The 21,914-nt window shown below is 70.3% G+C and carries 19 protein-coding genes; 12 read left to right on the top strand and 7 right to left on the bottom strand.

From position 1 onward, the window contains the following. Window positions 1–30: 30 nt before the first annotated feature. The 7 genes from AB0761_RS10685 (at window position 31) to AB0761_RS10655 (ending at window position 7,607) form a co-directional block, all read left to right on the top strand. A complete protein-coding gene (locus tag AB0761_RS10685; protein ID WP_377268737.1) occupies window positions 31–1,035 on the top strand; it encodes a radical SAM protein in 1,005 nt (334 codons plus the stop codon). Next, window positions 1,032–1,850 carry a sugar phosphate nucleotidyltransferase gene (locus AB0761_RS10680; protein ID WP_377268736.1) on the top strand — a complete coding sequence of 273 codons (819 nt, stop codon included), beginning with the start codon at window positions 1,032–1,034 and terminating at the stop codon, window positions 1,848–1,850. The genes AB0761_RS10685 and AB0761_RS10680 overlap by 4 nt, the downstream gene beginning before the upstream one ends. After that, window positions 1,847–3,109 carry a DUF6365 family protein gene (locus tag AB0761_RS10675; protein WP_377268735.1) on the top strand — a complete coding sequence of 421 codons (1,263 nt, stop codon included), beginning with the start codon at window positions 1,847–1,849 and terminating at the stop codon, window positions 3,107–3,109. The genes AB0761_RS10680 and AB0761_RS10675 overlap by 4 nt, the downstream gene beginning before the upstream one ends. Window positions 3,110–3,116: 7 nt before the next feature. Further along, window positions 3,117–4,049: a radical SAM protein gene (locus AB0761_RS10670; RefSeq protein ID WP_377268734.1), complete on the top strand. Its 933-nt coding sequence runs from the start codon at window positions 3,117–3,119 to the stop codon at window positions 4,047–4,049. Between the two features lie 126 nt (window positions 4,050–4,175). Next, complete coding sequence (locus AB0761_RS10665) at window positions 4,176–5,105, top strand: ABC transporter ATP-binding protein (RefSeq protein ID WP_377268733.1); 930 nt, start codon at window positions 4,176–4,178, stop codon at window positions 5,103–5,105. Then, entirely contained in the window at window positions 5,105–5,884 is a 780-nt protein-coding gene (locus AB0761_RS10660; RefSeq protein WP_377268732.1) for an ABC transporter permease, read from the top strand. Before AB0761_RS10665 ends, AB0761_RS10660 begins: the two co-directional genes overlap by 1 nt. Window positions 5,885–5,921: 37 nt before the next feature. After that, window positions 5,922–7,607: a DUF885 domain-containing protein gene (locus tag AB0761_RS10655; RefSeq protein ID WP_377268731.1), complete on the top strand. Its 1,686-nt coding sequence runs from the start codon at window positions 5,922–5,924 to the stop codon at window positions 7,605–7,607. A gap of 97 nt (window positions 7,608–7,704) precedes the next feature. On the opposite strand, the gene AB0761_RS10650 is transcribed toward AB0761_RS10655, so the two are convergent. From AB0761_RS10650 to AB0761_RS10625, 6 genes are all read right to left on the bottom strand, one after another. Further along, a complete protein-coding gene (locus tag AB0761_RS10650) occupies window positions 7,705–8,352 on the bottom strand; it encodes a hypothetical protein (protein ID WP_377268730.1) in 648 nt (215 codons plus the stop codon). Window positions 8,353–8,396: 44 nt separating this feature from the next. Next, entirely contained in the window at window positions 8,397–11,054 is a 2,658-nt protein-coding gene (locus AB0761_RS10645) for a LuxR C-terminal-related transcriptional regulator (RefSeq protein ID WP_377268729.1), read from the bottom strand. A 47-nt stretch (window positions 11,055–11,101) separates the two neighbouring features. Further along, on the bottom strand, window positions 11,102–11,983 hold the full coding sequence (locus AB0761_RS10640; RefSeq protein ID WP_377268728.1) for an ABC transporter permease: 882 nt from the start codon (window positions 11,981–11,983) through the stop codon (window positions 11,102–11,104). Continuing rightward, entirely contained in the window at window positions 11,980–12,939 is a 960-nt protein-coding gene (locus tag AB0761_RS10635; RefSeq protein WP_377268727.1) for an ATP-binding cassette domain-containing protein, read from the bottom strand. Before AB0761_RS10635 ends, AB0761_RS10640 begins: the two co-directional genes overlap by 4 nt. A 38-nt stretch (window positions 12,940–12,977) precedes the next feature. After that, window positions 12,978–13,277 carry a hypothetical protein gene (locus AB0761_RS10630; RefSeq protein WP_377268726.1) on the bottom strand — a complete coding sequence of 100 codons (300 nt, stop codon included), beginning with the start codon at window positions 13,275–13,277 and terminating at the stop codon, window positions 12,978–12,980. Window positions 13,278–13,380: 103 nt separating this feature from the next. Continuing rightward, window positions 13,381–14,358 (bottom strand): TauD/TfdA dioxygenase family protein, encoded by a 978-nt coding sequence (locus AB0761_RS10625; RefSeq protein WP_377268725.1) that lies wholly within the window; start codon window positions 14,356–14,358, stop codon window positions 13,381–13,383. Window positions 14,359–14,559: 201 nt separating this feature from the next. Between AB0761_RS10625 and AB0761_RS10620 the strand changes: the two genes are divergently transcribed. The 3 genes from AB0761_RS10620 to AB0761_RS10610 all read left to right on the top strand — a co-directional run bounded on the left by AB0761_RS10620 (window position 14,560) and on the right by AB0761_RS10610 (window position 18,284). Beyond that, window positions 14,560–15,921, top strand: a complete 1,362-nt coding sequence (locus tag AB0761_RS10620) for a CapA family protein (protein WP_377268724.1) — start codon at window positions 14,560–14,562, stop codon at window positions 15,919–15,921. 151 nt (window positions 15,922–16,072) lie between these two features. Then, the gene (locus AB0761_RS10615) at window positions 16,073–18,043 is read left to right on the top strand and encodes a protease pro-enzyme activation domain-containing protein (protein WP_377268723.1); all 1,971 of its coding nucleotides are present in this window, start codon (window positions 16,073–16,075) and stop codon (window positions 18,041–18,043) included. A gap of 16 nt (window positions 18,044–18,059) precedes the next feature. Beyond that, window positions 18,060–18,284, top strand: coding sequence for an aroma-sacti cluster domain-containing protein (locus AB0761_RS10610; protein WP_377268722.1), 225 nt, complete (start codon window positions 18,060–18,062; stop codon window positions 18,282–18,284). Window positions 18,285–18,375: 91 nt separating this feature from the next. On the opposite strand, the gene AB0761_RS10605 is transcribed toward AB0761_RS10610, so the two are convergent. Then, the gene (locus AB0761_RS10605; RefSeq protein ID WP_377268721.1) at window positions 18,376–19,614 is read right to left on the bottom strand and encodes a cytochrome P450; all 1,239 of its coding nucleotides are present in this window, start codon (window positions 19,612–19,614) and stop codon (window positions 18,376–18,378) included. Window positions 19,615–19,790: 176 nt separating this feature from the next. Between AB0761_RS10605 and AB0761_RS10600 the strand changes: the two genes are divergently transcribed. Beyond that, complete coding sequence (locus tag AB0761_RS10600) at window positions 19,791–20,171, top strand: signal peptidase I (protein ID WP_377268720.1); 381 nt, start codon at window positions 19,791–19,793, stop codon at window positions 20,169–20,171. 414 nt (window positions 20,172–20,585) lie between these two features. Then, the gene (gene ccrA / locus AB0761_RS10595) at window positions 20,586–21,914 is read left to right on the top strand and encodes a crotonyl-CoA carboxylase/reductase (RefSeq protein WP_377268719.1); all 1,329 of its coding nucleotides are present in this window, start codon (window positions 20,586–20,588) and stop codon (window positions 21,912–21,914) included.

Genomic DNA, 21,914 nt, shown 5'->3' with positions numbered 1-21,914 from the left:
CGTACCCCCAGCCGATCACTAAGGAGCCCCGTGTACTACACCAACATCCTGGTGAGCGTGACCGAGATCTGCACGGTCGGTTGCCGCCACTGCGGATTCATCGGATCCACGCGGGAGCGGCAACCCGCGGACGAGGAGATCGCCAACTGGGTCACTCAGGCCTGCGACTTCGGGATCCCGGCGATCATCTTCACCGGCGGGGAGCCCTTCCAGCGGTTCTCGCTGCTCAAAGCCGGAGTCCGGGCCGCCGCCCAGCACCCCGACAAGCCCAAGATCGGCTGCTTCACCAGCAGCTTCTGGGGCAAGGACCCGGAGACCGTCGACAAGTTCATGAGCCAGCTCGAAGGGCTGACGCACTTCTACCTCAGTACCGACGTCTTCCATCAGGAGCGCGTGCCGGCCCAGTACGTACGCAATGTGATCGACGGTGCGCTCGCCCACGGCGTCCGCGACATCAGCCTGTGCATCACCATCGCCAAGGACGAGGAGGAGCAGCAGATCCGCAGTATGTACGACGACTACGGAGACCGGCTGCTGATCCATGTGGACCGGGTGATCTCAAGCCCGCACATCGATCCGGTCGCCGCCACCGGCCACCCCCCGCTGCCTGAGCACTACGCCAAGCACTGCTACCTGCACACCCCCATCATCAACCCCAACGGGGATCTCGCCGCCTGCCACGTCGCCAAGGTGGGGGCGCACAGGCCGCTGGACAAGGACGTCTACTTCCTGGGCAACCTCAAGGAGAGGAGCTTCCCGGAGATCATGGCCGAGGCCGACGGCGACTACAGCTACCAGTACCTGAGAGCCTTCGGGCCGCAGGGGGTGGCGCGCCTGGTCAACGAGAACGATGAGCTCCGGGACCGGTTCGGGGCGAAGACCTACTCCAGCGGCTGTGACATGTGCTCCAAGGTGCTGCTGACCCGCAAGGGCAGACAGGCCCTGCGCGACCACGTCGCCGACCCCTTCCAGCAGTCGCTGATCGACACGGTCCGCGAGAGCCGGTTCGGCGAGGTCCGGGAGGGCGCCCGATGACGGGCGGATTCGTCGGACTGCTCCCGGCTGCCGGGAGGGGTTCCCGGCTCGCGCCGCTGCGCTACCCCAAGGAGCTGCTGCCCATCAGCTACGAGCCGGTGGGCGGCGACGGCACCGGGGTCCGCGCGCGTGCAGTGGCCGAGTACGCCCTGGCCTCCATCGCCGGCGCCGATGCCGAGCGGGTGCTGCTGGTGGTGGCCCCCTGGAAGATGGACGTCCTCAACTACTTCGGCGACGGCAGTCATGTGGGACTGGACATCGGCTACCTCTACCAGGAGGACGCCCGCGGCCTGCCGTACGCCCTGGAACTCGCGTACCCCTGGACACGGGGAGACCATGTGGTCTTCGCGATGCCCGACACCATCACCACCCCCGGCGACGCTCTGGCCCGGCTGCGGGACCGGTATCTGGAGACCCGCGCCGACCTCGCCCTCGCCGTCTTCCCCACCGCGGAGCCCGAACGCCTCGGCCCGGTGCTCCTGGACGGGGAACGAGTCGTCCAGGTGCTCGACAAGCCCGAGCAGCCTCCGGTCGCCAACACCTGGGGCGCGGCGATCTGGAGCGACACCTTCGCCGATCTGCTGCACCAGGGACTCGCCGAGTTGCCCGAAGGCGGTTCCGAACCGGCCATCGGCCACTACTTCGACCTGGCCGTCCGCCGGGGGCTGAAGGTGATCGGTGTGCCCTTCCCTGAGGGTTCCTTCGAGGATGCGGGCACCCGCGTCGGCATCCTCCGCTGCCTGGACGCCCAGCAGACCCCCTCGCCCGCAGCACTCCCCGACACGTCAGCCGCCGACCCTGCGAGCCGCATATGAGACTGCTGTTCTTCGCTCTGTCCACCGCCGGATACGGTGAGACGGTCATCGGCACCTCGCTGGCCGACCAGCTGAGGCCGCTCGGCGTGGAGAGCCACTTCGTCATCTCGGCCATCTCCGAACAGGTCCTCAAGCGCAGCGGCATCGGCCACACGCTGATCGACCCCCAGATGGGCAAGCTCGCCCGCCTGCTCATCGACGACGTCGTGGACACCTTCCGCCCGGACGCCATCGTGCTGGCGGACTACTTCACCTTCAGCGGCGTCTTCCAGAACCGGTTCCGGCTGGAGCCCTGGTTCATCGAGGAGTACCGGCTGCCCATCCTCCCGATCGACATCTGGGAGTGGGAGAAGACCGCCTTCGCCATCGACATGTTCGACGAGGACCGCCAGGTCGACAAGCGGATCCTGGAGATGGACGTGCACCTGCGTCCGGTCCCGCTGGCACACCCGGAGCGTGAGGGGAGGGCCTACCCCTTCCGGCTCTGGGAGGGCTCGGAACGGGTGAGCCGGCGCACCAGGAGCCACCTGTTCACCACCTTCGGCCTGGGGCCGCAGGACCGCCTGGTGATGCTCCCGGTCGCGGCCTGGCAACAGCTGCCCGAGGAGCGGTACGACTCGTCGATCGGCACCCATGTGCTGCGCGGAGTGCCCCGGCTGCTCGCCCACTATCTGCGTCAACTCCCGGAAACCACACACTTCCTGCTGGTGGGCCAGCCGCCGCCGGAGCTGGCCGGCCTGCCGACCGAGCGCATGCACATCCTGCCGCCGTGCTCCCCGGCCCGGTTCAGCACCCTGCTCGGCTCGTCCGACCTGGTGCTCAGCCTCAACGTCGGGGCGACCACCCTGGCCCGCGCCGTGACCTCCGACATTCCCGGGGTCGCGCTGACCAACAGCTTCGCGGTCCCCGACGCCGAGGCCGCCGCCGCGGCCGAGGCCGAGCTGGGCGGACTCACCGACACCGTCCGCGGCTGGCTGGCCGACATGGTGCCACTGCACCGCCTGCGGATGTGGCCGCTGGGCTTCCACTCCTTCCTCGATCCGATACTCACCGCCAACCCCTACACCGCGGCCTTCGACGACGTCGAGATCCTGGACGAACCGGCCGTGGTGCAGACCATCGAGCGCGCGCTGTACGACTCCGAGACCCGGGAGCGGTCCGCCGCCGCCCGTGCCGACTATCTGACGACTCTCGAGGCCCAGGTGGACACCCGCGCGGCGTTCGCCGAGGCGGCGAGCCGACTGGGCCTGGCCCTGTGAGGATGAGATGAAGCAACTGAGCATGCACGTGACCGACCTGTGCAACGAGAAGTGCGGCTTCTGCGTGGTCGGTTCACCCCTCGCGAAGAGCGACAGCGTGCAGTACAACGAGCTGATCAACTTCCTCATCGCCAACGCGGACGAGGGATTCGACTCGCTCAACCTGCACGGTGGCGAACCGACCATCCTGCCCAGACTGATGGAACTGCTCGAGACGGCGAGCGTCTTCGGCTATCCGGAAGTGCAGATCCAGACCAACGGCAGACGGCTGAAGGACAGAGGCTTCGTCGACAAGCTGAAGGAACGCGGGGTCAGGCTCTTCGTGATCTCGCTGCACGGCGCCGACTCGCATGTCCAGGACTGCCTGACCCAGACGCCCGGCGGCTTCGCGGAGACCATCGAGGGCATCAGAAACGCCAAGGCGGCCGGGATCCAGGTCCGGGTGAACACCGTCATCACCCGGATGAACATGGGTCAGCTCGGCAACATCTGCCGTCTGTGCGTCGAGCTCGGCGTGGACCACATCAACATCTCCAACCTGCACCCGGTCGGAAGCGGATACTTCGCCCTCGACATGCAGGCACCCACGGTCCGCGAGACACGGACCCATCTGCTCCCGGTACTCGACGAGTTGGTCGGCCAGGGCCACAAGATCACCCTGGAGGGATTCCCGCTCTGCGTCGTCGCGCCGTACCAGCGCCTTGCCATCGAGGACGGCACCAGATTCATCCGAATGATGTACCAGGGCGCGGTCTACGACAACTATGACGAGTTCATGGACGATCAGACCCGTGAGTACGGTGCGCCCTGCGACGGCTGCGCGCTACGCTCGGAATGCGGAGGAGTGTATCTGGAGTACGCCGAGCGTCGGGGGTGGGACGAGTTCGCCGCGGCCAAGCAGGATCTGTTGGAACCTGCAGTGCCGAACAACCTTCCCTGATCCGGATCGAGGTCCGACGCTGCCGCTGGGGGGCAGCCGGCGAGGCCCCACCCCAACCCACCGCATCCCGACCACCGCAGCCACCGGCGCAGGATCACCATGAACGTCGCAGCACACGGAGGAACCATGTCGCGCCCCTCTCCCGTAGTCCTTGACGGGGTCTCCAAGGACTACGGCAGCTTCCGAGCCGTCTCCGATCTCAGCCTGGAATTAACACCCGGCCAGATCACGGTGCTGCTCGGCTCCAACGGGGCAGGCAAGACCACCACGCTCAGCATGATGACAGGCCTGCGCAAGCCCACCCTCGGGCGGGTCCGGGTGTTCGGCCTCGAACCGGCCGACCCCCGGGCCCGGACCCGGACGGGGGTGATGCTCCAGGACTCCGGCGTGCCGGGCGTGCTGCGCGTACGCGAGCTGATCCGGCTGTTCCGGCAGTACTACCCAGCCCCGCTGGACTTCGACCAGGTGGTCGAGATGGCCAGCCTGCGTGGCCAGTTGAACACCCGGGCACAGGACCTGTCGGGCGGTCAGCGGCAGCGGCTGTACTTTGCGCTGGCCGTGTGCGGCGACCCGGAGCTGCTGTTCCTGGACGAGCCGACGGTCGCCATGGATGTCGACTCGCGCAATGAGTTCCTGGGCCACATCCGCGCCCTGGCCGACCGCGGCCGCACCGTGGTGCTCACCACGCACTACCTCGCGGAGGCCGAGCGGCTGGCCGACCGCGTGGTGGTGATCCACCGCAGCCGGCTGATCGCCGACGGCTCGAAGGCGGAGCTCAAGGCGCTCACGGCGGGGAAGAGGGTGTCGTTCACCCTCCCCGATCCGGTGGACGCGACCGAGTTCGAAGGGCTTCCCGTGGAAGGGCTGGAGATCTCCCCGGAACCGGAGGAGACCGTGGTCCGCTTCCACAGCACCCGCCCGGAGGAGGTGCTCAGCGCTCTCGCGCTGCGCGGCACCCGGTTGCGGGATCTGGAGGTCGTCGGCGTCGACCTGGAGGAAGCCGTGCAGAACCTCGTCCACCAGGCCAACCGCGAGACCGCTGAGGTGCAGTCCTGATGACCACGATCCAGACCTCGTCCGCCTGGCGCCGTCAGCTTCCGGCCTCGGTCCGGGCTCAGGCGATGATCCTGCTCCGCAACCCCTCGCTGATCGTGGCCGCAGTCGCCCTGCCGGTGGTCCTCTACCTGGTGCTCGGCACCACCGGCGGCCACCAGCCCCAGCACGGTGTGGCGTACGCCGCGTACACGCTGTGCTCCATGGGCGCCTACGCGGGTGGGGCGATCATGCTGCTCAACTTCGGGACCACCCTCGCGGTGGAACGAGGTCAGGGCATCGACCGCCTGTTCCGCGCCAGTCCCATGCGGCCCTGGACGTACCTGGCCGCGAAGGGCCTGGTGGCCGTCGTGGTGGCGGTGCTCTCCTTCGCGGTGCTCTCGCTCGCCTCGGCCACGCTCACCGACGCCGACCTGTCGCCCGCCCGGCTGGCGGAACTGACGGCCCGGCTCCTGTTCGGCTCGGTGGCCTTCCTGGCCATGGGCATGGCGCTGGGATACCTCGCCGGACCGACCTCGGCGTCCCCGGTCGCCACCCTGTCCTATCTGCTGCTGTCCATGGCGTCGGGCATGTTCATGCCCCTGGACCAGCTGCCGGACGCGGTACGGCACGTGGCGCACTATCTGCCCACCTACCACTACGCCCAGCTCGCCTGGGGCACCCTGCATGCCGCCGACGAGCCCTGGACCACCGCCGCGGGCTGGCTGGGCGGGTACGCGCTGGTCTTCTTCGCCCTGGCCGCCCGGCTCTACCAGCGCAACCAGGCCCGCCGTTTCTCCTGAGCGGAACGAGCGGACCGAACACCCGTGACCGGACTCGATGAAGGGAAGGGCGCGGTTGACCTCCGCGACGCCACGCCAGACAGCCGACGCCTTTGTCGACGCCTATATCGACCTCGACCCGATCGCGGCGACCGTGTACGGCCTGCGCCCCGGGGAGGAGCGGCTCCCCGACTTCTCCCCGGACGGCGCGCAGGCCGTCGCGGAACTCATCCGCCGGACCCTGACCGAGCTCGACACCGCCGCCCAGGACGACCCCGCTGAACGGCGCTGCGGTCGGCTGCTGAAGGAACGGCTCACCGCCGACCTGGCCGTTCACGAGGCGGGCGAGGGGCTGCGTGCCGTCAGCAGTCTGCGCTCGCCGGTGCAGTCCATCCGGCAGGCGCTCGGCCTGATGCCGACCGGGACCGAGGCCGACTGGGAGGCCCGGGCCCGACGGATGGGCCGGGTTCCCGCCGCGCTGCACGGCTATGTCGCGTCGTTGGCCGAAGGGCTGAAGCAGCAGCTGCCCGGGGGCCCGATGCAGGTGGCCGCCGCGATCGACCAGCTGGATGCCCTGCTCGGCGGCCCCGCCGGGACCAGTTGGTTCGAGGATCTCGCTGCTTCGGGCCCCGACAGCCTCCGTTCCGAGCTGGAGGCCGGAGCCCGCTCGGCCACCGAGGCGGTCGCAGACCTGCGGGAGTGGCTGCGCACGGTCTACGGCCCCGGCGTCGAGGGTGCCCCGGAAACCGTCGGTCGGGAGCGCTACCTCAGCTGGGCCCGCTACTGGACCGGCGCCGACCTGGACCCGGACGAGGCCTACGCCTACGGCTGGTCCGAGGTGCACCGCATCCAGGCCGAGATGCGGGAGGCGGCCGAGCTGGTGCTGCCCGGTTCCACCGCCCTGGAGGCCATGCACCACCTGGAGGAGCACGGCGAGGCTGTCGAGGGCACCGAGGGCATCCGGGCCTGGCTGCAGTCCCTGACGGACACGGCGATCGACACCCTGAACGGCACCTACTTCGAGCTCGCCGAGCAGATCACCCGGACCGAGACGCTGATCGCTCCGCCCGGCTGCGGCTCCGTGCCCTTCTACACACAGCCGTCCATCGACTTCAGCCGGCCGGGCCGCACCTGGCTCCCGGTCGAGCCGGGCCGGACCAGTTTTCCGGTCTGGAACCTGGTGAGCACGTGGTATCACGAGGGCGTTCCCGGACACCATCTGCAGTATGCGCAGTGGATGGTGATGGCCGACCGGCTCTCGACCTACCAGGCGACCCTGGGCGCAGTGAGTGCCAACGTGGAGGGGTGGGCGCTCTACGCGGAGCGTCTGATGGACGAGTTCGGCCACCTCACCGACCCCGCCCGCCGGCTCGGCTATCTGAACGGCCAGATGCTGCGCGCGGTACGGCTGGTCGTCGACATCGGGATGCACCTGGAGCTGGGGATCCCGGCCGGCGCGGGGTTCCACCCCGGTGAACGGTGGACACCCGGGCTCGGCCGGGAGTTCCTCGGCGCCTGTACGGGCCTGCCCGCCACCGCATTGGACAGTGAGCACACCCGCTATCTGGGCCTGCCCGGCCAAGCCATCGGCTACAAACTCGGTGAGCGGGTCTGGCTGGAGGGGCGACGGGCAGCCCAGGGAGTGCACGGGGGCTCGTTCGATCTCAAGCGATGGCACATGGCCGCGCTCTCCCAGGGACCTTTGGGGCTGGACGATCTGGCGGCCGAACTCAGCATGCTCTGAACGCGACGGGCGAGTCGGACGATGTGCCGTTCACGGTGCACCACCCGACGGCGACTGCCCCGCCGGTTCGTCCGGCGGGGCAGTCGCGCCTACGGGACTACTTCTCGACCTCCATCGCAGCCCTCAGCTGACGAGTCTGGGCGGCGAAGGCGGGGAGGGGTTTGTCCACCCGGGTGACGACCATGACGACCGAACTGTGGTCGGCCCATGCGCAGGCGGACAGGGTGCCGTCCGTCATGGTGACCTCGGCACACTGAAGCTCCCCGCCCAGACGTCCCGGGTAGAAGTCCTGACGCGCCGACATGGTGCCCGCGCTCTCCAGATTCATGAAGCCATGGGACAACCCCGCCGCGGGATCGGCGACGGGACCCGAGACGCCGGAGATGACCAGGGTGACCTGCCCGTCCCTGCCGTAGGCGGTTCCCAGGGGAGTGACGCCCGGGGGGTAGGTGTTCTGTTGCAACGCCTCGCGAGCGCCCTTGGCGGCATCGGAGTCGTCCATCCAGACCAGCCCGTGGAAGGCGGCCGGAGGAACGAGCGTGTACTGGCCGATGCCGCCCTCCCCTCCGTCGGCGAAGGCCGCCGGCGTCCCGGCAGCGAGCACGGTCAGACCGAGAACGACTCCGCCGGCGATCCGCTGGAGCCTCCGGTTGTGCCTCGGCGGCACGGCCGGGGGCCGCACAGCCTGGGGCGGGACCTCGGTCGCACTCTGAGCAGCACCCCGCTGGGGCTCTGCAACGGTCATGGTGACAGCCTCGCTCTCATGGGTCGGCGGCCCCACAGGCGGTGTTACTCGTCGGCCTGCGGACGCCGCGGTGGAAGTTGCCGGTGGCGGGCCTGGGTCTGTGCGGCCAGCTCTTTCCGCGAGTTGATGCCCAACTTCGCGAAGACATGGGACAGATGTGCCTGTACGGTGCGCGGCGAGGAGAACAGCCGATCGCCTATCTCCCGGTTGCTCAGCCCTGCCGCGGCCAGATCGGCCACCTGGCGTTCGGCGGGGGTGAGACTGACCCACCCCACTCCGCGTTGCCGGGGGCCGCGCTGACGGCCGGCGTAGGCCACCGCCTCCTGCAGCGACAGCCGTGTGCCCTCCGTGTACAGCTCCGTGAAGCGCTCCGGTGACAACGCGGCCACCGCATCCCCGCGCTCCGCCTCAAGGCGGTCCTGGGCGGGCCCGGAACGGCGGCTGCCCCACGCACCCCGAAGCCCCTCGGCAGCGCCGAGCAGCCGCACGCCGTACTCGAGCCGATCCTGCTCCAGCGCCAGGCCGGCCAGGGATTCGAGGGACTCGACCGCGGCGACGCACAGGCCGGCGTTGACGCGGGCGCCAAGCGCCTGGTGATACGTGGACCAGGCACGTGAGGCGTCGCCGAGGGCCCGGGCGCAGTCACCGACCGCCTGCAGTGTGCCGGCGAGCAGGGCCGGGCCGGTGCCGGCCCGGGCGATGGCGTGGGCCTCCTCGATCAGGGTCCAGGCCGCGCTGGCGGATCCGGTGGCCAGGGCCACCTCGCCGAGTCCGAGGATGCCGGCTGCGGCCTGGGCGGGCACCGTCTCCTGGGACAACGCGGTGACCTGGGCGAACGCCCTCCTGGCCTCCTGCCCCTGCCCCTGTCTCAGTCTGGTGCGCCCCGCCACGTCGAGGGCTGCCGCCAGCAGCAGCGGCGAACCCGTTTCGGTCGCCAGTGCCACGGCCTGTTCGAGTCTCGATCTGCCGGGTTCGTCACCGTCCGACGCCTGGTCCAGGGCCAGCCTGCCCGACTCTGTGAGGATCAGCACCTGGGCGCCCTTGGCCGCCGCAGCCGCTGCGAGCGCCTGGGCCTCGTCGAGCGCGGACCGGGCCGCGTCGAAGCGGCCCTGAGTGCGGGCCACCGTGCCGGCTGCCAGTAAGGCGGCGACCACGGCGGGGGTCAGGGCGCCGGACCGTGCTTCGGCCACGGCCCGGGCTGCCGCCTCCTTCGCCTCGTCCGGTCGGCCCGCCTCCACCGCTGCCAGGGCGTGCAGTGCGGTGGCGACCGCGGTCCAGGGCGAGCTGCCGGGCAGGTTCACCGCCGCCCGGGCGAGGCGATGGGCGCCCGAACCCGGATCCGTGTGCAACTCGGCGGCCCCGGCCAGCACCTCTGCCCACAGTCGGCCCGGGGTGTCACCGTCCTGCGCGCAGCGGGCGGCTGTCCGGAGTGCGGTCTCAAGGGCCGCCTCGGCCCGGCCGAGTACGCAGTCGAACATGCCTCGGGCCAGCACCACCCGGGTGTAGGCGGGCGAGTCCTGCCAGCCGCCCCGGGCGGCATCCGCTCCGGCGAGCTGGGCTGTGACCAGCCCGGCCCCCTCGCGGATCCGTCCGGACAGCAGCCAGAACGGGGCCGCCGCAGCGGCCAGCTGCAGACCGTCCGTGATCGCGTCGTGGTCGATGCACCACTGGAGGGCCTCGGTGAGATCCCCCGGGCGCAGGTCCCCCGGGCGCCGGACCGCGTGGCGCACCCGGGCCTGCTGCAAGAGATCCCGCTCGCCCGACTGCACCAGCAGGTCCTTGCCGTACTGACGCACCGTGTGCAGCAGCCGGTAGCGGGCCTGCTCCCCGCTGGGGTCGCAGACGACGAGCGACTTCGCCACCAGCCCGACCAGGGCCTCCAGTACCTCTTCCTCGGGGAGCCCTGCCCCGGAGCAGACCTGCTCGACGGATTCGAGGGTGAAGGCATCCGCGAAGACCGAGACCCGCCGGAGCAGTACCCGCTCCTGTCCGGTGAGGGTCTGAGCCCCCCAGTCCAGTGCCCCGCGCATGGAGCGGTGGTGCGCGGGACCGGTACGCAGGCCCCCCACCAGTAACCGCATCGCGTCGTCGAGCCGCTCCAGGATCTGCACCGAGGTCAGGACCGTGGTGTGCGCCGCGGCAAGCTCGAGCGCCAGCGGCAGCCCGTCCAGTCGCGCACAGACGGCCCGGACCTCCGGTGAGATCTCGGGGACCACACCCGCGTGGTGTGCTCCGGCGCGGACGGCGAAGAAGGCGGCCGCGTCCGCCGGCGCCAGGGGACGCACCGGGTAGACCGTCTCCCGGCTCGCGCCCAGGTACTCCCTGGAGGTCGCGACGATCCGCAGCTCCCGTCGCGAAGCCAGCAGCCTCGATGCGAACCGTGCCACCAGCCCCAGGACCAGGTCGCAGTTGTCCAGCACCAGCAGGCCCGGCCCGTCGGCCTCCTGCAGGCGCGCGGCGGTGCGGTGCAGGATCTCCTCCGCGCTCGCCGCATCCTGCGCCTCCAGCAGGTCCGCCGTCGCGCACGCCTGCCAGCGGCAGTCCGCGGTGAGCGCTTCGGCGAGCCTGCTCTTGCCCACTCCCGCCGGGCCGGTCAGCGTGACGAGGCAGGCCTGGGCCAGCAGTGCCCCCAGTTCCTCCAGCTCGCCCTCGCGGGCGAGGAGAGCCGGCGCCACCCGAGCGGCTGTTGCAGCGTCCGTCATGATCCCCCACCGTCCATGCCCGACGACCGGTCCTGCCGCTTTGTTCCTCAGGCGGTGAGCCTGCGTTGCAGTGTCCGTATGGAGACGGCGCAGACCAGGGCGGTCCCCACGGTGAGCACGCTCATGAACGCCCAGACGGGCAGGTGGGGCACACCTGGGATGAACGCGGTCCGCAGCGCCTCGCTCACGTACACCAGGGGGTTGGCCAGTACCAGCCACTGAAGCCATCCGACCTGGTTCAGCGAGGCCCACGGGTAGTAGACGCACCCCAGCATGGTGATGGGCACCATCATCACGGTGAACAGCGTGCTGAGCTTGCGCGGTTCCACCACGGTCCCGAAGAGCAGACCGAGGCCCGCCATGAGCACGGCGGCGAGCACAAGCACGCCGAGAGCGGCCGGCCAGTGCGCCAGCGAGATGTGCGGGGCCTGTCCGGGGGCGTGTACCAGGAGCACACAGGGCAGGACCACGAGGCCGGCCACACAGCCCTGGACGGCGCCGGCAAGGATCTTGGAGAGGCCGAGCATCCACAGGGGCAGCGGGGCGAGCACCCGGTCCTCGATCTCCCGTGTGTACGAGAGCTCCATCACCAGCGGCGTGGACACCGACATGATGCCCTGAAGCATCACCGCCGAGGCGACCATCCCGGGGACCAGGACGGTGGCGAACGAGAGCCCGCCCGGGGTTGCCGACGCCCCGGAGGTCCCCTGCGTCTTGGGCATCACATAGGCGAAGACGAAGACGAACAGAAGCGGCTGGGTGCCGGACCGCAGCACAAAGCTCACCAGGTCCCGGCGCAGTACCCGCATGTCGCGGGCGAGGAGTGCCAGGAACGGCCGGCCCAGCCGCAGCACCCCGACTGCGGCGGGGGGTGCGCCGGCGACCTTGCCGATGGCCGTGCCGGTGGGCCGTACTGTCTCAGTGGTCATTCCCGGTACTCCCGTCCGGTCAGCGCGAGGAAGACCGTCTCCAGGCTGGGACGGCGAACGGCGACATCGAGCACGAACAGCCCGGCATCCAGACTCGCTCGCAGGACGGCCGGGACGACGCCTTCGACGTCGCCGGTGTACACCCGAAGGGTGGCGCCCTCCGATTCGGCGCGGCTCACTCCAGGAATGCGCTGGGCCGTGCCCAGGAGACCCGTGAGTTCGGCGCCGGGTTCATGGACCAGAGTCACCACCGCGTCACCGCCCTCACGGGTCTTCAGTTCGTCCTGGCTGCCGGACGCGAGCATCGTGCCGTGGTCGACCACGGCGATCCGCTCGCACAGCGCCTCGGCCTCCTCCAGGTAGTGCGTGGTCAGCACGATGGTCTGGCCTTCGGCGTGCATCTCCCGCAGCAGCTCCCACAGGTTGACCCGCGTCTGGGGGTCGAGACCGGAGGTCGGCTCGTCGAGGAACAGGATCGCCGGGCGGGTCAGCAGAGCACGGGCGATCATCACCCGCTGGGCCTGACCGCCCGAAAGCCGGTGCACCATGGCATCCGAGCGGTCACCGAGCCCGAAACGGTCGAGCAGTTCCCGACCCCGGGCCCGGGCGGCCCTTGCCGACAGCCCGGCGAACCTGCCGCGGAACTCCAGGTTCTCCAGTGCGGTCAGTTGGCGGTCCAGCGTGTTCTGCTGCGTCACCGCACCGATCCGCCGTTTGACCTCCGTCGGGTCCGCGACGGGGTCCGCCCCGGCCACCCGCATCGATCCCGAAGTGGGCTTCACCCGTGTGGTGAGCATCCCGAAGGTCGTCGACTTCCCCGCTCCGTTGGGGCCGAGCAGGCCGAACGACTCCCCTTCCTGCACTGTCAAGGAGATCCCGCGTACGGCCTTGACCGCCTTGCCGCCGTTCGAGTAGGTCTTGTGCAGGTCCTCGGTCGCGATGGCTATGGCAGCCACGGCGGGACCACCTCCTTAGGTGTGGGTCACTGAGCCGTTCAGCGGCTCAGCAGGGGTGACCGCTCAAGGGCATCGGCCACCTCCTGGGCGATGCCGCGGTTGTTACGGACGCGCTGGGAGATGAGGATTCCTCCACCGCCCTTGACCACGACGGACGTGTTCGAACCGTCGCTGTGCACCTGGACGTGGGCAGTCGTCAGCAGGCCGCCCTTCACGGTGATGGAGTCGGGCTTGCCACCCCGCTCGACTGAGTACCGTCCGCCCAACTCTGCGCGCAGAGCCTCGATGAGCTGGTCGATGCTGACGCCGGCTCGCCGGATGGTGATGGTGGTGCTCATGGTTCTCCGTTCATGATGCTCTGTCGGGATCCACTGTCGCGCGACGGGCCTGTCTACCGGCTGTCGCACGCTTTGCTGCCGCTAGGTGCTGTGCTCCTGACCGTCAGTACGGCATGTCTCCCACGATGGCTACCCGCTCGGTGACCCGTCTCACAGGGAAGTAGTCGGAGACTGCGTAGTGCTGTACCGCCCGATTGTCCCAAAAGGCCACAGCGCCCGGCGTCCAGCGGAACCTGACCTGGTATTCGGGAGCCTGCAGTTGCCGGAACAGGTACTGCAGCAGTTGCTCGCCCTGCTCCGGTTCCATGCCGACGACGTGTGAGGTGAAGACCGAGTTGACGAACAGGGTCTTCCGCCCGGTCTCCGGATGGGTGCGCACCACGGGGTGCGTCACCGGCGGGAATTTCGCCCGTATCCGGGAGACCTGCTCCGCGGGGACGAAGCGCCCCATCGTCGAGGTCAGGTCGTGCACCGCCTGCAGACCCTCCAGCTCCACCCGCACCGGCTCGGGGAGGTTGTCGTACGCGGCGGCGGCATCGGTGAACAGTGTGTCGCCGCCTGCCTCCGGCCCCTCCAACAGCCGCAGGACAAAGCCCATCGCGGGCCTGGGCCGTCCGGTCATGTCCGCGTGCCAGGCGTTCTCGAACCCGGCGTTCTCGGCGTCCTTGACGTAGCGCGCCACCTCGGGACCGGAAACACCGGACGTCAGACGCTGCTGCTCCAACTCGCCCCATGCCCGGGCGAACGCGATCTGCTGGCCCCCGGTGATCTGCTGGCCCCGGAAGAACAGCACCTTCCACTCCAGCAACGCCCGGTTCAGCTCGTCCCTCAGCTCCGGGTCCGGGGGAGTACCCAGGTCGACGCCGCTGATCTCCGCTCCGATCAGCGGTCCGAGCGGGCTCACCCCGAAGCGTTCATAGGGACGGTCGTCCTGGGTGTCGGCGAGCCGGCGCAGCCGCCGGGGCCCGCCGCGGATGGCCCGCCCCGGACGCTCTGCGGGGGCGAGTGCGGCCTCGGATCCGGCCAGATGCCAGGGGAACGGCAGATCGGAGTCGATGGCGACCGAGGGCGACGTGGTCATCCGGGCTCTCCTCACAGGCGTAGGACTGGAGCACTGCGTCACCCTGGGACCGGACGGTATGGCTGCGCCTTGCCCCAACCTGCTCCGCGGTTGGCTGCGAGGAAACACCTCGACAACCGCGCTCAAATCGCCACGCAACCCGGTCGCTCGAACATCTGGCTCGAACCATCGCACACGCGGCCCAGGGGAGGGGACGGGATCGTGGAGCAGAGCAGCACAGGAAGGCCGTTGCGCATCGCGCTGGGCGGGGACTGGATGGCGACGCGCGGCGCGGTGCTGAGCGACACCACCGGTGCGCAGTCCCTGCGCACCTTGCTGGCCTCCGCCGATTTCGCCTTCGTCAACCTCGAGGTGGCGGCGGCCGGCTGGCAGGGCCACCCGGTCCGCGACCCCTGGGGCAGCACCCTCGGCGCCGGCACGCACATCCTCGACGACCTGCGCGACGCGGGCATCAGCATGGTCAGTTGCGCCAACAACCACGCTCTGGACATGGGCAGCCAGGGACTGCTGGCGCAGCTGCGCGAACTGGCCGCGCGGGGCATCGCAGCGGCCGGTGCAGGACCGGACCTCACCAGCGCCCGGATGCCGGTCTATGTCGACCGCCCCGCCGGAAGCGCCGCGCTCATCGCCTGCACCGCCAGCTTCGCCCAGGGGCAGGAGGCCGCACCGGCAGGCCTGCAACTGCCCGGCCGGCCCGGTATCAGTCCGCTTCGGCACCGCCAGGTCCTGGAGGTGACCGCGGAGCAGCTCGCCACCTTGCGGACGATCGACCGGGAGACCGGACTGGCCGCCGGACGCGCCGGGATCGTGGCCATGATCGGCAGCGATCCATGGGACGAGGACGCCGATCCCTTCCCCTTCCTCGGCGGCTTCTTCCGCGCCGGTTCAAGTCCCGGACAGGAGACCTCCGTCGAGGAGCAGGACCTGGCTGCGATCCTCCCGTGGGTCCGTGAGGCACGCCACCGGTCCGACCTGACCGTCGTCAGCGTGCACTCGCACGAGTCCGGCAGCGGCCCGCTGGCGCCGGCCGAGTTCCTTCGCGGTTTCGCCCGGGCAGCGATCGACGCAGGCGCGGACATCGTCGTGGGACACGGCCCGCACCGGCTGCGCGGTATCGAGGTGCACCGGGGGCGGCCGATCTTCTACAGCCTGGGCAACCTCGTCAGCCAGATCGAGCTGACCGAGCGTCTGCCTGCCGAGGACTACGCCAAGGTGCCGTCGAGCAGACCGCTCACCCCGTTCAGCTTCTTCAATGCGCGCAGCCTCGCCGACACCCGGGGCTTCGCGGCGCACCGGGAGTACTGGGAGACCGTCGTTCCGGTCGTCACCACGGCCGCACCCGAGCGCGAGGACGGCCGGCACCGCCCCGCCCTGGTCGAGCTGCACCCCGTGACCTTGGGTTTCGGGCTTCCCACCCACCGTAGGGGCCGGCCCGGGCGGGCGCTGCCCGCGGATGGGCACCGCATCCTCAAGGAGCTGGCCGAACTCTCCTCCGGCTATGGCACAACGGTGGAGATCTGCGAGACGGAGGACGGCCCGGTGGGACGGCTGGTTCTCGACTGACCGTCTCATACCAGCCAGTTACCGCACGGCAGTCCGGTTCCAGTCGACGCCGGCGAATCTCAGTGCGGCCGGGTGGTGGCCAACCCCCCTTCCCCCGGCCCTCCCGCTGTACCTCCCGCCCTCCCGCTGTACCTCGAAGGAGACACGTCCCATGGCACAGATCCGCGACCTGAACAGACCCATCGGAACCCGAAGACCGCTGGTGACCACCGCGGCGACCGTGGCCGCTGCAGTGTGCGCACTCGGATTCGCACCGGTTGCGCAGGCCTCACCCGTCGCGGCGGGCGGCCGCGTACCGATCACGTCGGACAGCGAGCTCGTCCCCGCCGGCGCGACCGACGAAGGAGCTGCGTCACCCGCCGGAGCACTCAGCGTCCGGGTGTATCTGAACGGTCGCAACCCGGCAGGGCTGCGGCAGCTCGCACGGCAGGTGTCGACCCCCGGCAACCCGCACTACCGGCACTTCCTGACTCCTGCCCAGTACACCGCCTCCTACGGTCCGACCGCACGGCAGACCGCTGCCGTCGTCTCCTGGCTGCGTGCCTCCGGACTCACCGTGACCAGCACGGACTCGCACTATGTCGCGGCCTCGGGCGACCAGGCGTCCGTGGAACGTGCGGTGGGCGCGCGCATGCACCTCTTCCGTCTGAACGGCACGAGCCTGCGGGCCCCGGCCGGCCGGCTGAGCGTGCCGCAGACCGTCGCCGGCGACGTGCTGTCCATATCCGGCCTCAGCACACCGACCTCCGCCGTCCGACCGGCCTCCGCCCGCCCCGTGCCCGTGACCGCGGCAGCGTCGGCCACCTGCTCGTCCTCCTTCGGGGCGAACCCTGCGACGACGCTCCCCACCGCCTACGGGGCGGTCCAGCCGTGGCAGTCCTGCGGCTATCTGCCCAGCCAGCTGCGCAGTGGCTACGGCGTCACCCCCACGGGCCTGACCGGAGCCGGCACCCGTGTCGCGGTGGTCGGCGCCTACGCCTCCGCCACCATCGCCGCCGACGCTGCGACCTATGCCTCCCTGCACGGCGAACAGGCATGGGCCGACGGCCAGCTCACCCAGGTGGTGCCGGACGGACTACCCGCCCAGCCGTCCTCATGGGGCATGGAGGAGGCGCTCGACGTCGAGGCTGTCCACGCGATGGCGCCCGGCGCGGACGTCGTCTACGTCGCTGCTCCGGACACCGAGGACGACAGCTTCGTGGACGCCGTGTCGCGCATCGTCGACGGCCACCTGGCCGACATCGTCTCCAACTCCTGGGTGCTCGGTGCGGACACCGGCGTACCGAGTGCCATCACCAAGGCCTTCGAGCAGGACTTCATGCAGGGCGCGGTGGAGGGCATCGGATTCCTCTTCGCTTCCGGTGACACCGGCTCCCAGGCGGCGTCGGCGGACGGCACGGGCCCCCTGCAGACCGCCACGGAGTACCCGGCCTCCGACCCCTGGGTCACCGCGGTGGGGGGAACCACCCTCGCGGTCGGCGCAGACGGCCAGTACGGGTGGGAGACCGGCTGGGAGACGGACTATGCCCAGCTGTCCGCCGACGGCACCACCTGGGTCGACGCACCGGGCACCTTCTCGAACGGCTCCGGCGGCGGACCGAGCAGCCTCTTCACCCGGCCTCCCTACCAGCGGAGCGCCATCCCGACGACCCCCTCAAGCAGTTCGGGCGGCGCCGCGCGCCGGATGGTCCCCGATGTCGCGATGGACGCCGACCCCGTCACCGGGATGCTGGTCGGCCAGACCTTCACCGTTCCCGGCGGAAGCGTCTTCGCCCAGTACGCGTCCGGGGGCAGCAGCCTGGCCGCGCCGCTCTTCGCCGGCATCCAGGCCCTCGCCCAGCAGCGGGCAGGCAGTCCCCTCGGATTCGCCAACCCGGTGATCTACCAGGCCGCTGCGGCGGGAGCCTTCCGGGACGTGACCGGCACACCGTCCGCGGCGCCCACGCCACCGGCCGCCGTCCACACGGTGACGAGCATCAGCCCGACCGGCACGATCAGCACCAGCAATGTGCTCGCCACCTTCGGGCGCGCACAGGACGCGGGGCTGTCCGTGACCACCGGCTACGACGACGTGACCGGCCTCGGAACCCCCACCGAAAGCTACTTCAACCAGGTCCACTGACCCGCGGGAGGCTGCGATGAGCGAGCCCAACGACGATTCCGGCCCGCTGGAGAGGCTGCACGACGCGGGCTTCAACCTGGGGGCGTTCACCGAGGAGCAGCTGGAGCTGCTCGCGGCCCTCAACGAGGGAGAACTGACCGTCCTGCTCGACATCAAGGAGCGGATCGGTGACGTTCACCCGGAGGTGGAGGCACACGGCATGGATGTGACGCCCATGACCATCGGCGGGCTCCTCTTCTGAACCACGTGGTGGGCGGCCGGCCCCTTCGCCGCCCACCACGTACCAGTCCTGGACCTGCCGGAAGCGGTGCGGGTCGCCGCCCAGGGCGACCTCACCCGTGCAGGTTCACCGGAAAGCCGGTGTGCAACCGCATCCGCAGCGCGGGCCGCCGCGCGGGTGTCCCGCCCATCGCCAGCCGGGGGAAGCGGCCGAAAAGCTGCGGAAGGGCAACGGCGGCCTCCATACGCGACAGTGCCGCCCCGATACAGAAGTGCACCCCGCCCCCGAAGCTGAGCACCCGGCCCGGGACACGCGAGGGCAGAAACCGGTCCGGATCCGGATACTGGGCCGGATCCCGATTGGCGGCTCCCAGCAGGGACACCAGCAGCTGACCGGCGGGGATGTCCACCCCACCCACCGTGCAGTCCTCCCCGGTCAGCCGCGGGGCGAGCTGGGACGGGGGATCGTGCCGCAGCGACTCCTCCACCACCGCATCGATCCGGGACGGGTCCTCACGAAGCCGCACGGCCTCGTCCGGATGCGTCAGCAGCTGCTCCGTGGCGTTCCCCAGCAGCGCGGCGGTCGTCCCGTACCCCGCCGCGAACAGGAAGACCACCATGCCCAGCAGCTCGTCCTCGGACAGCAGACCGGTGTCGCATGCCCGGGTGAGCTCCGTGGTGAGGTCCTCGCGCGGCGCCCGGCGCCGCTGTTCCACCATGCCCGTCCAGTACTCCAGCATGGCCTGCGCCGCGGCAGCCTGGCGCTCCCGGACATCCTGGTCGGTGAACATGTCCATCACCGTGAAGAAGTCGACGCCCAGATTCCGGAAGTGCTCGCGGTCGGCCTCCGGGACACCCAGCATCCCCCCGATCACCGCGGTGGGCAGCGGGTAGGCCAGATGCTCCATCAGGTCGACCGATCCGCCGTCGGCCCCGGCGTCGGCCATCCGGTCGAGCAGGACGGAGACGACCTGCCCGATCAGCATCCGGTACGCAGCCATCCGGCGGGGCGAGAAGGCGCCACCGAGTGTGCGCCGCAGCCGGCTGTGGTCGTGGTCATTGCGGCTCTGCACCGACTGGTACATCAGCCGGGTCGCTGTGCTCTCCCGCCAGCCAGGGAGACCGGCGTCGTACCAATCCGGATCCTGCACCCGGAACCGGGGGTCGTTGAGCACCTGCTGGCACTCGGCGTACCCGGACAGGAAATAGACGTTGCCTGCCTTGTGGACCGGAGCCAGTGAGCGGAGCGCATGATAGTGCGGGTAGGGATCGGCCAGCCCCTCCGGCGACATCAGACGGGCGAGTACGTGTGCCGGAGACCCCGAGTCGGGCACCGGGTCGCTGATCAGCATGGACACTCCTCCAGGCTCATGGCGCGGTCGTGTGCCGGGCACATGGTGCGCAGTTCGGGCTGCCCGCCGGTTTGCAGCCGGTTTCCGGGCGCTTGGCGCCGTCCGCTCGCCAGGGCAGCCGGCCCGCCCCGACCGGCCAAGCCCTGACGGCGGGGGCGGCACTAGCGTGGGGACGCATGGATGACAGCGTGTACGTGGGCAATGCGGGCAAGGACGCGGCACGGCACCGGGGATGGCTCCTGGGCCATTTCGAGGCGGTCGGCGATCCCCGCCACAGCGAGGACGTGGAGATCAAATGGGGCGTCCATCCACGTGGTGACGAGCGAGCGCAGTGGGTGACCGGCGAGGAACGCACCACCCTCCTGCTGCTCGTCAGCGGGTGCTTCCGCGTCGAACTGCCGGGCCGCAGCGTGGTTCTGGACCAGCAGGGCGACTATGTCGTGTGGGGCCGGGGAGTCGACCACTCCTGGTACGCGCAGGAGGACTCGCTCGTGCTGACGGTCCGATGGCCGTCGCTTCCCGGCTACCGGACGTCCGCACCACCCGGCCGGATATGAGCCCCTGGCTGCCGTCGCCCGGTCCCCGGCTGCGCGTCCTCGGCGGCCGGTGCTGCCGGGTCGCCGGGTCGCCGGGTCGCCGAGTCGCCGAGAAGCATCCAAGAATCAACCGACCGCAAAGCCACGGAAAAGAATCCAGGTGCCAACTGGTGCGCGGCAGCGGTGTGCGCCGGAGGGAGGAAGGAGAAGCGGTTGACGACAGAGAGCCAGGGCGGGGCAGAGCCGGTGGCCGAACTGCCGGCCCGGCAGGGGGAGTGCCACGGCGCGACGGCACCGCACGGCCCGGCCCCCACCTGACCCGGACTCCCGCTCACGCCGAGTCGCTTCGGAGGTATCGCGTCGGCTCCGGCACCCACGGGGCGGGATCGCACACGGACCGCCCTCCGCGCATCTGACCCAGACCAGGAGGCATCCATGGACCCTTTGAGCGCGGCCGTTCTCGACGGGGCCGGGCCGGAGCGACTGGCACGGGAACCGCTCCCCGCTGTCTACCAGGCAGCCCATCTGCGCGTCGAGGACGTGGAGATGTTCCGGGACACGGCCGACAAGGACGTACGCAAGTCCCTGCAGGTCGGGCCCGTGCCGCTGCCGGAGCTGGCCCCGGACGAAGTGCTGATCGCCGTCATGGCCAGCTCGATCAACTACAACACTGTGTGGTCGGCCATGTTCGAGCCGGTCCCCACCTTCGAGTTCCTGCGCCGCTACGGCCGGCAGGGCGGCTTCGCGGCCCGCCACGACCGCGACTATCACGTGGTCGGCTCGGATGCGGCCGGGGTGATCGTGCGCACCGGAGCGGGCGTGCGGCACTGGCGCGTGGGCGACCACGTCGTGGTCAGCCCGGCCCATGTGGACGACCAGGAGGCCGGTACCCACGCGGACGGCATGATGAGCACCGAGCAGCGCGCCTGGGGCTTCGAGACCAACTTCGGCGCGCTGGCGCACTACACGGTGGCCCGCGCCAGCCAGGTTCTTCCCAAGCCGGCCCATCTGACCTGGGAAGAAGCCGCCTCGATCCCGTTGTGCGGAGGCACCGCGTACCGGATGCTGGTCGGCGAGCACGGCGCCCGCATCAAGCAGGGCGACATCGTGCTCATCTGGGGCGCGACCGGTGGCCTGGGCGCCTACGCGGTGCAGCTGGTCAGGAACGGCGGCGGCATCCCGATCGGGGTCGTCAGCTCACCCGACAAGGCACAGCGGCTGCGCAGGCTGGGCTGCGAGGTGGTCCTGGACCGGGCCGAACTCGGCCTGGACGGCCACCAAGAGATGACACCCGAGCGCACCGCGGAGCTGGGCAGAAGGCTCGGCCGTGCGATCCGGGCAGCCGTCGGCGAGGACCCGCATGTGGTGTTCGACTACGTCGGCCAGGCCACGTTCGGCCTCTCTGTCTTCGTGGTGCGCCGCGGCGGTGTGGTCGTCACCTGCGGCTCCAGCACCGGCTTTCAGCACCAGTACGACAACCGCTACCTGTGGATGAACCTGAAGCGCATCATCGGCAGCCATGTGGCCAACCTGCAGGAGATGGCGGAGCTCAACCGGCTCGTCCGCCTCGGCAGGATCGCGCCCGCCCTGTCCCGGGTCTACCCCCTCGCCGAGGTGGCCGAGGCGGCGCGGCTGGTGCAGACCAACGGCCACATCGGGAAGGTCGGAGTGCTTGCCCTCGCTCCCGAGACCGGCCTGGGGGTCACCGATCCCGAACTGCGCGCGTCCCTGGGCGCGGCCCCGCTCCTGACCGGCGAAGGGTGA

It is taken from the genome of Peterkaempfera podocarpi (assembly GCF_042466665.1).
Taxonomy (GTDB): Bacteria; Actinomycetota; Actinomycetes; order Streptomycetales; family Streptomycetaceae; genus Peterkaempfera; species Peterkaempfera podocarpi.
Note: the sequence above shows the minus strand (reverse complement) of the source record. Positions and strands in the feature narration are given on the sequence as shown.